The sequence below is a fragment of the Citrobacter sp. Cf118 genome, from assembly GCF_030334095.1.
GTDB classification, from domain to species: Bacteria; Pseudomonadota; Gammaproteobacteria; order Enterobacterales; family Enterobacteriaceae; genus Citrobacter; species Citrobacter freundii.
In genome coordinates this window covers 118306-132413 of record NZ_JAOWES010000082.1, presented here as the reverse complement: position 1 = coordinate 132413, position 14108 = coordinate 118306, and the positions used below count along the sequence as shown (strand labels likewise).

The 14108-nt window shown below is 51.1% G+C and carries 11 protein-coding genes, 2 tRNA genes and 2 other RNA genes; 7 read left to right on the top strand and 8 right to left on the bottom strand.

Annotated features, from left to right (window positions below):
- Window positions 1-21: 21 nt before the first annotated feature.
- Window positions 22-639, bottom strand: a complete 618-nt coding sequence (gene tdk / locus OGX67_RS10295) for a thymidine kinase (protein WP_003020720.1) — start codon at window positions 637-639, stop codon at window positions 22-24.
- Window positions 640-1249: 610 nt separating this feature from the next.
- Between tdk and hns the strand changes: the two genes are divergently transcribed.
- Window positions 1250-1663, top strand: a complete 414-nt coding sequence (gene hns, locus OGX67_RS10290; RefSeq protein ID WP_003020723.1) for a histone-like nucleoid-structuring protein H-NS — start codon at window positions 1250-1252, stop codon at window positions 1661-1663.
- Window positions 1664-1799: 136 nt separating this feature from the next.
- Here hns and galU read toward each other — a convergent pair whose 3' ends face one another.
- The 3 genes from galU to rssA form a co-directional block, all read right to left on the bottom strand.
- Complete coding sequence (galU, locus tag OGX67_RS10285; protein ID WP_003020727.1) at window positions 1800-2708, bottom strand: UTP--glucose-1-phosphate uridylyltransferase GalU; 909 nt, start codon at window positions 2706-2708, stop codon at window positions 1800-1802.
- A 204-nt stretch (window positions 2709-2912) separates the two neighbouring features.
- Window positions 2913-3926, bottom strand: a complete 1014-nt coding sequence (rssB, locus tag OGX67_RS10280) for a two-component system response regulator RssB (protein ID WP_003841305.1) — start codon at window positions 3924-3926, stop codon at window positions 2913-2915.
- A gap of 90 nt (window positions 3927-4016) precedes the next feature.
- Window positions 4017-4928 carry a patatin-like phospholipase RssA gene (rssA, locus tag OGX67_RS10275; RefSeq protein WP_003020732.1) on the bottom strand — a complete coding sequence of 304 codons (912 nt, stop codon included), beginning with the start codon at window positions 4926-4928 and terminating at the stop codon, window positions 4017-4019.
- 111 nt (window positions 4929-5039) lie between these two features.
- Here rssA and OGX67_RS10270 point away from each other — a divergent pair, with 111 nt between their 5' ends.
- The 6 genes from OGX67_RS10270 (at window position 5040) to OGX67_RS10245 (ending at window position 7107) form a co-directional block, all read left to right on the top strand.
- On the top strand, window positions 5040-5495 hold the full coding sequence (locus OGX67_RS10270) for a YchJ family protein (RefSeq protein WP_003020734.1): 456 nt from the start codon (window positions 5040-5042) through the stop codon (window positions 5493-5495).
- Window positions 5496-5550: 55 nt separating this feature from the next.
- Complete coding sequence (gene purU / locus OGX67_RS10265) at window positions 5551-6393, top strand: formyltetrahydrofolate deformylase (protein WP_003020737.1); 843 nt, start codon at window positions 5551-5553, stop codon at window positions 6391-6393.
- A gap of 156 nt (window positions 6394-6549) precedes the next feature.
- Window positions 6550-6634: transfer RNA gene (locus tag OGX67_RS10260), tRNA-Tyr, on the top strand.
- A gap of 44 nt (window positions 6635-6678) precedes the next feature.
- A non-coding RNA gene (locus tag OGX67_RS10255) (RtT sRNA) lies at window positions 6679-6810 on the top strand.
- Between the two features lie 36 nt (window positions 6811-6846).
- A tRNA-Tyr gene (locus tag OGX67_RS10250) sits at window positions 6847-6931 on the top strand.
- 44 nt (window positions 6932-6975) lie between these two features.
- A non-coding RNA gene (locus OGX67_RS10245) (RtT sRNA) lies at window positions 6976-7107 on the top strand.
- A 236-nt stretch (window positions 7108-7343) separates the two neighbouring features.
- On the opposite strand, the gene narI is transcribed toward OGX67_RS10245, so the two are convergent.
- From narI to OGX67_RS10225, 4 genes are read right to left on the bottom strand one after another with little or no spacing between them, the layout of a single operon-like run.
- Entirely contained in the window at window positions 7344-8021 is a 678-nt protein-coding gene (narI, locus tag OGX67_RS10240) for a respiratory nitrate reductase subunit gamma (protein WP_003020743.1), read from the bottom strand.
- A complete protein-coding gene (gene narJ, locus OGX67_RS10235; protein WP_003020745.1) occupies window positions 8021-8731 on the bottom strand; it encodes a nitrate reductase molybdenum cofactor assembly chaperone in 711 nt (236 codons plus the stop codon). The genes narI and narJ overlap by 1 nt, the downstream gene beginning before the upstream one ends.
- Window positions 8728-10266: a nitrate reductase subunit beta gene (narH, locus tag OGX67_RS10230; protein WP_257651146.1), complete on the bottom strand. Its 1539-nt coding sequence runs from the start codon at window positions 10264-10266 to the stop codon at window positions 8728-8730. The genes narJ and narH overlap by 4 nt, the downstream gene beginning before the upstream one ends.
- Entirely contained in the window at window positions 10263-14006 is a 3744-nt protein-coding gene (locus tag OGX67_RS10225; RefSeq protein WP_268044360.1) for a nitrate reductase subunit alpha, read from the bottom strand. The genes narH and OGX67_RS10225 overlap by 4 nt, the downstream gene beginning before the upstream one ends.
- Window positions 14007-14108: the final 102 nt, after the last annotated feature.

The following is a 14108-nucleotide window of genomic DNA, read 5'->3' as shown; positions in this document are numbered from 1 at the left end:
AAGCGCTCAGAAGCCTGCAGGTTAATCGTGGCTGTGTCGTTCTTGTATCGCCGTCAGAGAGCCCTCAGACTGCGCCTGTTTGTAGTGTTTACGGCATACCGACACATAGCGTTCATTCCCGCCAATAACCACCTGCTCGCCCTCGTTATAGGGCCTTCCAGACTGATCAAGACGTAAAACCATGCTGGCCTTACGCCCACAGAAACAAATGGTTTTTAATTCAACGAGCTTATCTGACCACGCAAGCAGGTATTCGCTACCGCCAAATAATTCACCACGGAAATCTGTGCGTAAGCCATAGCACAACACAGGAATATCCAGCCGATCGACAACTTCAGATAATTCATAAACCTGTTGTCGAGTCAGAAACTGCGACTCATCAACCAGTACACAGTGAATTCTTTGCTGCTCATTTTCAGCACGAATCTCTTCGTACAAAGATGAATTTTGGTTAAACAATTTTGCAGGTGACGACAGACCTATACGTGAACTTACTTTTCCAGCACCAAAACGGTCATCAATTTCCGCTGTATATACAACAGCACGCATCCCACGTTCCTGATAATTGTACGAAGATTGCAGCAATGCAGTCGACTTACCGGCATTCATTGCAGAATAGTAAAAATATAGCTGTGCCATTGACCGAAGGCCCTCACATGGGGAAATAAATATGCGCGGGATTGTATCATATTTCACGAAAGTGTCGGTGTAGCGTTGCGCCCAAAGGCGTATAAATGCGCGGGCAAGCCCGCTCAGTGCCGCCTGAATTTAAGTAGCAGGTTGTGAGAGAGCATACAACCATCGACCATACAGCCCGAGCTCGGACGCGTATATACACTCTCTTTCACAAATAGTGCTCATGAAATTTATCAATGTCACTTATCATCATACGGCAATAAAGAAACCCTTCCCATATTGTTATTGAATCTACCCACTCTCACCATGTATTAGCGAATTCACGTAAGCAAAACTAATACAAAAGGTTGAAATCACTGCAAAGAGATACTATTTGTACACCATAAAATGTGACCTGAATCTTGAATTTTTACTCTCAGCCGCTGAGAAGCCCCCTCGCCAATAAGCCTTTTTTATGCCCAACATCATGGGGAATTTAAGACAGGAGAATTAATTCTGTTACTAAATAAAGCGCAATTTTGAATTCCTTACATTCCTGGCTATTGCACAACTGAATTTATCGCTCTATTATTAGCTCAACAAACCACCCCAATATAAGTTTGAGATTACTACAATGAGCGAAGCACTTAAAATTCTGAACAACATCCGTACTCTTCGTGCGCAGGCAAGAGAATGCACTCTGGAAACGCTTGAAGAAATGCTGGAAAAATTAGAAGTTGTAGTTAGCGAGCGTCGCGAAGAAGAAAGCGCTGCTGCCGCTGAAGTTGAAGAACGCACTCGTAAACTGCAACAATATCGTGAAATGCTGATCGCTGACGGCATTGATCCGAACGAACTGCTGAATAGCATGGCTGCTGTTAAATCTGGCACCAAAGCTAAACGCGCTGCACGTCCGGCTAAATATAGCTATGTTGACGAAAACGGTGAAACTAAAACCTGGACTGGCCAGGGTCGTACACCGGCAGTGATCAAAAAAGCGATGGAAGAGCAAGGTAAACAACTGGACGATTTCCTGATCAAGGAATAATTCAGAAATACTTTGCTTAAAATCCCGCCATTGGCGGGATTTTTTTTACTGGTACTTCGCTCAGCCTTACCCGGATTAGGTATAAAAAAATGGCGCTGTTAATACAGCGCCGTTCTGACCAGATAATGCCAGAAGGTTACTTCTTAATACCCATCTCGTCTTCCAGCCAGGCTTTAAATTCAGCGCCGAGAGTATTATGGCGAATACCATATTCGACGAACGCCTGCATATAGCCCAGTTTATTACCACAGTCATGGCTTTTGCCCTTCATGTGATAAGCTTCAACCGTCTCTTTTTCAATCAGCATATCGATTGCATCTGTCAGCTGAATTTCATCACCCGCTCCCGGAGGCGTTTTAGCCAGCAGAGGCCAGATATCGGCACTAAGAACGTAACGACCCACAACGGCCAGATTAGAAGGCGCTACGTCAGCTTTTGGTTTTTCAACCACGCCAACCATCGGGACACTTTCGCCCGGGGATAATTCAACGCCTTTACAATCAACAACACCATAAGCCGTAACATCTTCTACCGGCTCAACCATAATCTGGCTGCTACCTGTTTCATCAAAGCGATGAATCATTTCGGCAAGGTTGTCGCGGGATAAATCAGATTCGTATTCGTCAAGAATTACGTCCGGCAGGATTACAGCAACCGGTTCATCGCCAACCACAGGGTGCGCGCACAATACTGCGTGGCCCAGACCTTTTGCCAGACCCTGACGCACCTGCATAATAGTCACATGCGGCGGGCAAATAGATTGCACTTCTTCCAGCAGCTGACGTTTTACACGTTTTTCCAGCATCGCTTCAAGTTCAAAGCTGGTATCGAAGTGGTTTTCAATAGAATTTTTAGACGAGTGAGTTACAAGTACAATTTCAGTGATGCCCGCAGCAATACATTCGTTTACGACGTACTGAATTAATGGCTTATCAACCAACGGTAGCATCTCTTTCGGGATTGCTTTCGTAGCCGGTAACATCCTGGTTCCTAATCCCGCAACTGGGATAACGGCTTTTTTGACTTTTGAATTAAGGGCAGCCATTTAAAACTCTCCTGGACTGTTCATGTATTGAACGTGTTCATCATTCTGTATCGCATCCGAGTATATCAGTACAGCGACAAACTTCTGGTCTGAAAAGGACGCGCGTCGGTATAATTAAGATAAATACGAATAAATCTGGCGCTGATAGTAGCACTCACAGCACGGGGAGGGTGAACCAATTTCATTTGCACGCCTCTCAATTGTTCATTCCGCAGACAACATCAAGCGCAGGCGCCCTCCCGCCCCCCATATTTGGCATTGCCATGACTCACAATGTTGGCTCAACTGATTAAGATACGTATTACCTAAGGTACCCAGCGGAACGCCATTGCTGATTTGCACTTGGTGGGAACCTGTATTTAATGTCGCATTCAGCCCTGCAGATACCAGAATCAGATTTTTTAATCCGCTGTGGTAATACCCCACCAGCAAGGGAAACTGCCCTGGTAAATTGGCTTGCCGCAACAAATGATTTACCTGTTTCAATAACGTACCTAACTCCGGCAAGCGCTGATTTTGTTGTGTCAGTTGCTCCTGCAGTAAACCATTAAATAGCGCCCGCAATAATAATGCAGCCAAAACACCATTATCCCCTGCCCGCGTCACATCAAGGCAATAGAATGCAAGGTCATGATCCGACAGCGGCGCAATATCCAGCACCAGCCCCGGTTGGTCGGCTACTACCAATTGTCGATAGTTAATGCGACAGTGCGAAATCACTTGCGACACAGGAGGCTGTAATTCTTTTAGCAGCTTCGCGGCGGCGGCAGGATCGTCCACCATCGCATCCCAGTCGCGAAACAGCCGCTCTTCTTCTTCCACGCGTGAATTAAACATGTTGGGATAAAGACATGCAAAGACGGTTTCTCTCAAGCGATTAAGGTCTTTCACCGGCTTCAATAGGACATCATCCACCCCGAGTCGTAGCGCTTTGGCTATGTCGGACATGTTTTCCGTCGCAGAAATCACCAGTATCGGGGTCTGATCGCCACGATTGCGTAGATACTCAACCAGTTTGAGGCCGTTCATTCTTGGCATAGCCAGATCGCAAATCATCAGGTCTGGTGTGAAGTGTCCAAGTAGTTCAAGTGCTTCAAGCCCGTCGCCAGCCACCGCCGTTGTCGCTCCCAAAGAGGAAAACCATGAGTCCATGAGTGAGCGAAATACCGGCTCATCCTCAACGATAAGAATCTGTTTTCCGACCAATGGCTGCGTCATATTCTCCCCCCTGACTGGCTTTAATAAATAGTGGCATGCTATTGCCACTCACGCCTGTCAGAATTAGCTTAAGTGTTGATAAAAAATGCGTTAGACGTTGGTTTTCACCAGGGGTAGAAGTTCATCCATTTTCTTCTCGACCGCCAACTGCCCGGCAGCAATTGCTGCACTGGCGCGGTGAAAATCCAGCGTGGATATTTGTGGACAAAACGGCTGAATCAGTATGTCTGGAGGGTCGCCGGCCATGCGGTTACGTTTCAGACGATTTTCCAGAACCTGAATAGACGTCGTCATGATCTCCATCGCTGTCGGTGCCGTGACCGCACGCCTGGCCGTAATGTTGCTCAATCGCTCTTTCAGACGGGCATGCCATGAAAGCTCGTCAGCATCATTACCCGATTCGGCATCGCTATTGACGTTGAAGGAGAGTAAATCTTGTTGCATGAGATGAGCATCGTGTTGCAGGTCGACCGCGATAACAATATCGGCCCCCAACGCACGAGTCAGGGATACAGGGACGGGATTCACCACCGCGCCATCGACCAGCCAGTAACCATTATGCGCCACGGGAGACATCAGACCAGGAATACTACAGGAGGCTCGGACAGCCAGATGCAAATCACCTTCGGTAAACCACAACTCCCGCCCCGTACTCAGATTAGTAGCAACTGTTGCGAAACGGCGTGTGCATTGCTCAATTGCTTCTACCGGCATGACATTACGGTACTGATTGAATACCCGTTCACCGCGCAGTAAACCTCCCCTGCGCCATGAGAGATCCATCAGCCGTAAAACATCCCAATAGCTGAAAGAACATACCCACTTTTCAAGAGCAGGTAACTTATTGCAGGCGTAGGCAGCGCCAACCAGCGAACCGATGGAGCACCCTGCCACGATATCAACATCGATGCCCATATGCTTAAGGGCTTTAATAACCCCAATATGCGACCAACCTCGCGCCGCGCCGGAACCTAGCGCCAGCCCAATTTTTATTTTTCTCATTATACGTACAAACTTCCCCTGGCTTGCAGACGTAGCAACATCGCTACCGCTCAGTTAACATAGTGCCACTCTGGCGTTTTTACGCCGTTTTTATATTCCAGGGAGTACTTTGTGTCTCAGCTTTGTCCCTGTGGTAGCGCTGTCGAGTATAGCCTATGTTGCTACCGTTATGTGTCCGGCGCGCAAGTAGCACCTACGCCGTCACACCTCATGCGTTCTCGTTACTGTGCTTTTGTGATGAAAGACGCAGATTACCTTATCAGGACCTGGCATCCAGATTGTCATGCGGCCTCGTTTCGCGACGACATTATCGCAGGATTTAGTCATACAGAATGGCTCGGACTGACCGTTTTTGAACAAGAGACGGCAGACACAGAAAATACCGGCTATGTCAGTTTTGTCGCGCGGTTTTCTGAACAAGGTAAAACAGGTGCAATTATCGAGCGCTCTCGTTTTTTAAAAGAAAACGGTCAGTGGTACTATATAGACGGTACACGCCCTCAAATTGGACGAAACGATACCTGCCCTTGTGGCTCCGGTAAAAAATTTAAAAAGTGCTGCGGCTAATCAACGCCCGACAGTATCAATTTTGCAAACATTCTCAACAGGATCACCGCTGCAAATGCATTCATTACAAAGAAAAGTGCTGCGTACTATTTGCCCGGACCAAAAAGGTCTGATCGCGCGCATTACGAATATCTGTTACAAGCATGAACTGAACATCGTGCAAAACAATGAGTTTGTGGACCACCGCACCGGACGCTTTTTTATGCGCACCGAACTGGAGGGCATTTTTAACGACGTCACGCTGCTTGCCGATCTGGACAGCGCCTTACCTGAAGGCTCAATTCGTGAATTAACCCCAGCAGGCCGCCGCCGCATCGTCATTTTGGTCACCAAGGAAGCGCATTGCCTGGGCGATCTGTTAATGAAGGCCAATTATGGCGGGCTGGATGTTGAAATCGCCGCGGTGATCGGCAATCACGAGACGTTGCGTCCTCTGGTTGAACGGTTTGATATTCCGTTTGAGCTGGTCAGCCATGAAGGTTTAACACGTGACGAACATGATCAGAAAATGGCTGACGCTATCGACGCCCACCAGCCGGACTATGTCGTGCTGGCTAAATACATGCGCGTTCTGACCCCGACATTTGTTTCACGCTTCCCAAATAAAATTATCAATATTCACCATTCATTCCTGCCAGCATTCATTGGTGCTCGCCCGTACCATCAAGCTTATGAGCGCGGCGTGAAAATCATCGGCGCGACGGCCCACTACGTAAATGATAACCTTGATGAAGGCCCAATCATTATGCAGGACGTGATCCATGTTGATCACACTTACACTGCCGAAGATATGATGCGTGCGGGTCGCGACGTTGAAAAAAATGTTTTAAGCCGTGCGCTGTATCAGGTTCTGGCTCAGCGCGTCTTTGTTTACGGTAACCGAACGATTATTCTGTAATCGATTGATAAGTTAATTGGTTACCTTTACATCTTTACGTGTAAAAATCAGGCAACCAGTTCTTTTTTATGAACGGAATGCTTTACAGGGGCGCATCATTTGATATGATGCGCCCCGCTTCCAACGGAAGCAGGCCAGTAATTAGCATTACCCCGTGGTGGGGTTCCCGAGCGGCCAAAGGGAGCAGACTGTAAATCTGCCGTCATCGACTTCGAAGGTTCGAATCCTTCCCCCACCACCATTATTTACTACAGCGATGTAGTTATCCCGGTGAGCAATACAGAAGTTTGCACTTGTCGGGGAAGGGTGAGAACCTTCGATTAAGGTTCGACTCGAGCGAAAGCGAGAGAACGTTGCCAACGGCAACGGCCCGAAGGGTGAGGAGCGAAGCGACGAATAATCCTTCCCCCACCACTATTCATTCTTTTAGATTCACAAAATTAGTATACCCCTGGTGGGGTTCCCGAGCGGCCAAAGGGAGCAGACTGTAAATCTGCCGTCATCGACTTCGAAGGTTCGAATCCTTCCCCCACCACCATCACTTCATAAAGCACCAACACAAAATCAATCTGCAATGCCCCATATACTTCCTATTTGGGAAGGATGAGAAGCTTCGACCAAGGTTCGATTCGAGCGTTAGCGAGAAAGCGTTGCCGCAGGCAACGACCCGAAGGGCGAAGCGCGCAGCGCTGAGTAATCCTTCCCCCACCACCATCACTTCATAAAGCACCAACACATAATCAATCTGCAATGCCCTTTATTTGCCTGATGCGCTGTGCTTATCAGGCCTACAAACTCGACACATGCCCACAAATTGCCTGATGCACTACGCAGGCCTACGGCGCTCGCTGAAACCTGCGTAGGCTGGATAAGGCGTTTGCGCCGCCATCCGGCAAACAGGCATAAAAAAACCCCGCCGAAGCAGGGTTTTATCTTTCACAGAAATACGATTAGTGACGTGCACGAACAATCTGGTATTTGCGTGTCAGATATTCGACCGGGACGCTCCAGATGTGTACCAGACGCGAGAATGGGAACAACAGGAACAGCGTCATACCCAGCACAAGGTGCACACGGAAAATAAATGCGACGCCATCCAGATACTGAGACGCTCCGCCATGGAAGGTCACCACTGTCTGCGCCCAGTTCACCAACTTCATCATCTCGCTGCCGTCCATATGCTGGGCGGAGAACGGAATGGTCAGCAGACCCAGCGCACACTGGATAACCAACAGAGAGAGGATCAGAATATCCGCTCCGGTGGTGGTAGCCCGCACTCGTGGGCTGAACAAACGACGTTTCAGCAGCAGTACACCGCCAATCAGACACATTACGCCGCTAGCGCCACCCGCGAACATCGCCATCTTTTGTTTCACTTCAAGCGGCAGCCACGCTTCATACATCCAGTGTGGCGTTAACATACCCAAGAAGTGCCCGGCAAAAATCCCCAGGATCCCAATGTGAAACAGGTTTGACGCCAGGTTCATCCCTTTGCGATCCAGCATCTGACTGGAGGCCGCACGCCACGTATACTGCCCGTAGTCATAACGCAGCCAACTGCCGATCAGAAAGACAGAACCCGCGATGTACGGATAGATGTCAAAGAAGAACGTATTCAGGAAGTGCATTAGTGCTGTCCTCCGGTGGTGATATTCAGATACTGCGGCGCAACGGCCCCGGCAAAACGACGCTGGTGAGCGGAGATTTCCGACTCGCCACACCCCTGATCGGCGAAGAATTTTACCTGCTCTTCTTCCCAGACCGCATCCAGCGCTTGTGGAGTATCATCACGGGCTTCATCCGCAATTTTTTCAGCCACTTTATCGCTGTCGATTACGGTATTCGCCAGTTTTAACAGTAAATCGAACAGTACTGCATAACGGCTTCCACGCTGCTGCAAACGAGCGCTGAGCAAAGCCAGGATCGGCGCAATATCCTGCAAGCCACCTAGCGCTTCGCTTTTCGGCAGTTGCGCAAGATATTCCAGATACAACGGCAGATGATCGGGAAGTTCGCGGCTGTCGAGCTGCAAACCGTGCTGTTCATACTGTGCCATCAGGTCAACCATCGCCTGACCGCGATCGCGGGATTCACCGTGTACATGTTCAAACAGCAGCAGCGAGGTGGCACGGCCACGATCAAACAGTTCGCTGTAACTTGCCTGCACATCCAGCACGTCTTGCGCGATTAGATCGCGCAGGAAAACGCCCAGAGTCTGGGCATCCTCTTTATCCAGGTTCTCAGATGACGCGAGTGCATCGAAAAGTTCCTGCTGATGCTGCCACAGGGCAGCATCCGGGTACTCGAGCAAACGCGAAACAATGACGAGTTCAATCATTGGTGCGGCTCCGTTTTGCTGGTCACATCGACAGCGTCGATGCGGCGGCTGTTGAACAGATTGAATTTAGTATCAGAACCGTGGCAACCGTCACCGAAGGTAAAGCCACAACCGCTTTTCTCCGGGAACGCGTCACGCGCCAGTTCACGATGGCTGCTCGGTACCACGAAACGATCTTCGTAGTTCGCGATCGCCAGATAACGATACATTTCCTGTGCCTGCGCTTCGCTCAAGCCCACCTCTTCCAGCGCACGGGTATCGACTTTACCGTCAACGGTTTCCGCACGTTTGTAGTGACGCATCGCCAGCATACGTTTCAGCGCCAACAGCACCGGCTGAGTATCGCCTGCTGTCAGCAGGTTCGCCAGGTACTGAACCGGGATACGCAGACTGTCAACGTCCGGCAGAATACCGTTGCTGCCCAGCTCGCCCGCATCGGCGGCAGACTGAATCGGTGACAATGGCGGCACGTACCAAACCATCGGCAATGTGCGGTATTCCGGATGCAGCGGCAGCGCCAACTTCCAGTCCATCGCCATTTTATAAACCGGAGACTGCTGTGCGGCATCGATAACGCTCAGCGGAATACCATCTTTCAGCGCCTGTTCAATAACAGCCGGATCGTTCGGATCGAGGAACACGTCCAGTTGACGCTGGTACAGATCTTTCTCATGCTCGGTGCTTGCCGCGCTTTCAATCGCATCCGCGTCATACAGCAGTACGCCGAGGTAACGGATACGACCGACGCAGGTTTCGGAGCACACGGTCGGTTGACCGGCTTCGATACGTGGATAGCAGAAAATGCACTTCTCTGACTTACCGCTCTTCCAGTTGAAGTAGATTTTTTTATAAGGGCAACCGGTGATGCACATACGCCAGCCGCGGCATTTGTCCTGATCGATCAGCACGATGCCATCTTCTTCACGCTTGTAGATGGCACCGCTCGGGCAAGTTGCCACGCACGCCGGGTTAAGGCAGTGCTCGCACAGACGCGGCAAATACATCATGAAGGTGTTTTCGAACTGACCGTACATCGCCTTCTGCATGTTCTCGAAATTTTTGTCTTTCGCCAGCTTCTCGAACTCACCGCCGAGGTCATCTTCCCAGTTCGGACCTTTGGTGATTTTATCCATACGCTGACCGGTGATCAGCGAGCGCGGACGGGCAATCGGCTGCGCTTTGCTGTCTGCCGGGGTGTTGTGCAGAGTCTGGTAATCGAAGTCAAACGGTTCGTAGTAGTCATCAATACCTGGCAAATGCGGGTTAGCAAAAATTTTACCCAGCAGCAGCGCTTTGTTACCCATGCGCGGCACCAGTTTACCGTTGATCTTACGGATCCAACCGCCCTTCCATTTTTCCTGGTTTTCCCAATCAGTGGGGAAGCCAGTACCCGGTTTGGTTTCAACGTTGTTAAACCAGGCATACTCCGCACCTTCACGGCTGGTCCAGACGTTTTTACAGGTTACTGAACAGGTGTGGCAACCGATGCACTTATCGAGATTCAGCACCATGCCGACTTGTGAACGAATTTTCATTTTACGCTCTCCTGTACCTGGTCATTGCCTTCGCCATCCAACCAGTCAATGTTCTTCATCTTACGAACCACCACGAACTCATCACGGTTCGAACCTACGGTGCCGTAGTAGTTAAAGCCGTAGGCCAGGTGGGCATAACCACCAATCATGTGCGTCGGTTTCGGTGTGATACGGGTCACCGAGTTATGGATCCCGCCGCGCTGCTCGGTAATCTCCGACCCCGGAATATTCACAATACGTTCCTGGGCGTGGTACATCATGGTCATCCCGGCCGGGACACGTTGACTCACAACCGCACGGGCGGTGAGTGCCCCGTTACTGTTAAAGACTTCGATCCAGTCGTTATCCTCGATACCCAGATCTTTCGCATCCGCTTCGCTCATCCACACGATCGGACCGCCGCGGCCTAACGTCAGCATCAGCAGGTTATCGCTGTAGGTGGAGTGGATACCCCACTTCTGGTGTGGCGTCAGGAAGTTGAGCGCTTTTTCCGGGTTACCATTTGATTTCTCGCCCATCACCTCTTTCACCGAACGAGTATCAATTGGTGGGCGGTAAACCAGCAGGCTTTCACCGAAGTCTCGCATCCACTGATGATCCTGATACAGCTGCTGGCGACCAGTCAGCGTACGCCATGGGATCAGCTCGTGAACGTTGGTGTAACCAGCGTTGTAAGAAACATGTTCATCTTCCAGTCCTGACCAGGTCGGGCTGGAGATAATTTTGCGCGGCTGCGCCTGAATATCGCGGAAGCGGATTTTCTCGTCTTCTTTATTCAGCGCCAGATGCGTATGGTCACGGCCGGTAAATTCACTCAGCGCTGCCCAGGCTTTCACCGCCACCTGACCGTTGGTTTCCGGTGCCAGGGTGAGGATCATCTCAGCGGCATCAATCGCCGTATTCAGCATCGGCTGGCCTTTTGCCGGGCCTTCAGCCTTGGTGTAATTGAGCTTGCGCAGCAGATCCATTTCGCTCTGGGTATTCCAGGCAATCCCTTTCCCGCCGTTACCGACTTTATCCATCAGTGGGCCGATGGACGTGAAGCGTTCGTAGGTTGCCGGATAATCACGCTCAACTGTCATGATGTGCGGCGCGGTAACGCCTGGAATCAGATCGCATTCGCCTTTCTTCCAGTCTTTAACATCCAACGGCTGCGCCAGTTCGGCGGCCGAGTCGTGCTGGATAGGCAGCGTCACTACGTCGGTTTCTTTGCCAAGGTGGCCCACGCAAACTTCAGAGAATTTCTTGGCGATAGCCTTGTAGATTTCCCAGTCGCTCTTCGATTCCCAGGCTGGATCAACGGCGGCAGACAACGGGTGAATAAACGGATGCATATCCGAGGTATTCATATCGTCTTTTTCATACCAGGTGGCGGTCGGCAGCACGATGTCGGAGTACAGACAGGTGCTCGACAGACGGAAGTCCAGGGTGACGACCAGATCCAGCTTGCCGTCCAGTCCGTTATCCTGCCATTCCACTTCTTCTGGCTTCACGCCCCCCTGTTTACCCAGATCCAGCCCCTGAATACCATGTTCAGTACCCAGCAGATACTTCAGCATGTACTCGTGGCCTTTACCGGAAGAGCCGAGCAGGTTAGAACGCCAGATAAACAGGTTACGCGGATGGTTTTTACCGTTCTCTGGTTGTTCAGCCGCAAAGCGAATAGAACCTTCCTTCAGAGATTTAATAGTGTAATCCACCGGTGTCATCCCGACTTTTTCCGCCTCACGCGCAATGTACAGCGGGTTAGTACCCAATTGCGGCGCAGATGGCAACCAGCCCATACGTTCAGCGCGAACGTTAAAGTCAATCAAATGGCCACTATAGCGGGATTTGTCTGCCATCGGGGACAGCAGTTCCTGTGCCGTAACCGTCTCATAGCGCCATTGGCTGGAGTGGTTATAGAAGTAGGACGTACTGTTCATGTGACGCGCCGGACGCTGCCAGTCAAGGGCAAACGCCAGCGGCTGCCAGCCGGTCTGCGGACGCAGTTTTTCCTGGCCCACGTAGTGCGCCCAGCCGCCGCCGCTCTGGCCGACGCAACCACAGAACACCAGCATGTTGATAAGCCCACGATAGTTCATATCGAGGTGGTACCAGTGGTTCAGACCCGCGCCAACAATAATCATTGAGCGGCCGTGCGTTTTATCTGCGTTATCGGCAAATTCACGGGCAATACGCACGATCTGAGCGCGCGATACGCCAGTGATTTTCTCTGCCCATGCCGGGGTATACGCTTTGATATCGTCGTAGCTGGAGGCGCAGTTTTCATCGTTCAGACCGCGTTCCAGACCGTAGTTGGCCATGGTCAGATCGTAAACGGTCGTCACCAGCGCAGTAGAGCCATCTGCCAGTTGCAGGCGTTTTACCGGCAGTTTGTGCAGCAGAACATTTTCCAGTTCAACTTTGCTAAAGTGCTCGGTACCTTCGCCGCCAAAATACGGGAAGCCGACTTCAGCGATGTCGTCCTGGCTGCCCAACAGGCTGAGCTGCAGTTCGGTTTCGTTACCGGACGTGCCGTCGCGCTGCTCAAGGTTCCATTTACCTTTTTCACCCCAGCGGAAACCAATTGAACCGTTTGGCGCAACCATTTCGCCGTCGGTATTGATGGCAACAGTTTTCCACTCTGGATTATTTTCCTGACCCAGGGAGTCAACCAGATCGGCGGCACGCAGCATACGACCCGCCGCATAATACCCGTCACGCTCTTCGAGCATCACCAGCATCGGGAAGTCGGTGTAACGACGCACGTAGTCGGTGAAGTATTGGCTCGGGTTATCAAGGTGGAACTCGCGCAGCATGACGTGGCCCATTGCCAGCGCCATTGCGGCATCGGTGCCCTGCTTCGGAGCCAGCCACAGATCGCAGAGTTTGGCGATTTCGGCGTAATCCGGGGTGATGGCGACCGTTTTAGTCCCTTTGTAGCGAACTTCCGTGAAGAAGTGCGCATCTGGGGTACGGGTCTGCGGAACGTTGGAACCCCAGGCGATGATGTAGCTGGAGTTATACCAGTCGGCAGATTCCGGAACGTCAGTCTGCTCACCCCAGGTCTGCGGAGACGCAGGCGGCAAGTCACAGTACCAATCGTAGAAGCTCAGGCAGGTGCCGCCAATCAGCGACAGATATCGTGCACCGGAGGCGTAGGAAACCATCGACATCGCAGGGATCGGCGAGAAGCCCGCCACGCGGTCAGGACCGTAGGTTTTAACGGTGTAAACGTTAGAAGCGGCAATCAGCTCATTCACTTCCTGCCAGGAAGAACGCACGAAACCACCACGACCACGCGCTTGTTTGAAGCTTTTTGCTTTATCGGCGTCTTCGATGATGGAGGCCCATGCGTCTACCGGATCGCTGTGCAGTCTTTTCGCTTCACGCCACATTTTCATCAGGCGTTTGCGCATCAGCGGGTATTTCAGACGGTTAGCGCTGTAGAGATACCAGGAATAGCTTGCACCACGAGGGCAACCACGAGGCTCGTGGTTTGGCAGGTCCGGACGGGTACGCGGATAATCGGTTTGCTGGGTTTCCCAGGTCACCAGACCATTTTTCACATAGATTTTCCAGCTGCATGAGCCAGTGCAGTTTACCCCGTGGGTTGAACGCACGATTTTGTCATGCTGCCAACGCTGGCGGTATCCGTCCTCCCAGTCCCTGTTGGTATTGAGAAGCTGGCCATGCCCATCGGCAAAGGTTTCGCCCTTCTGCTTGAAGTAGCGAAACCGGTCCAGGAATTTACTCATCGGTTTTCTCCTGTAGGAGCCTGACGGCTCTCTGATAAATCGACATTGCTTGATTGAGAGCGAAGGTAACGCTCTGAAAGGGCGTGAGAATTGATAACGATC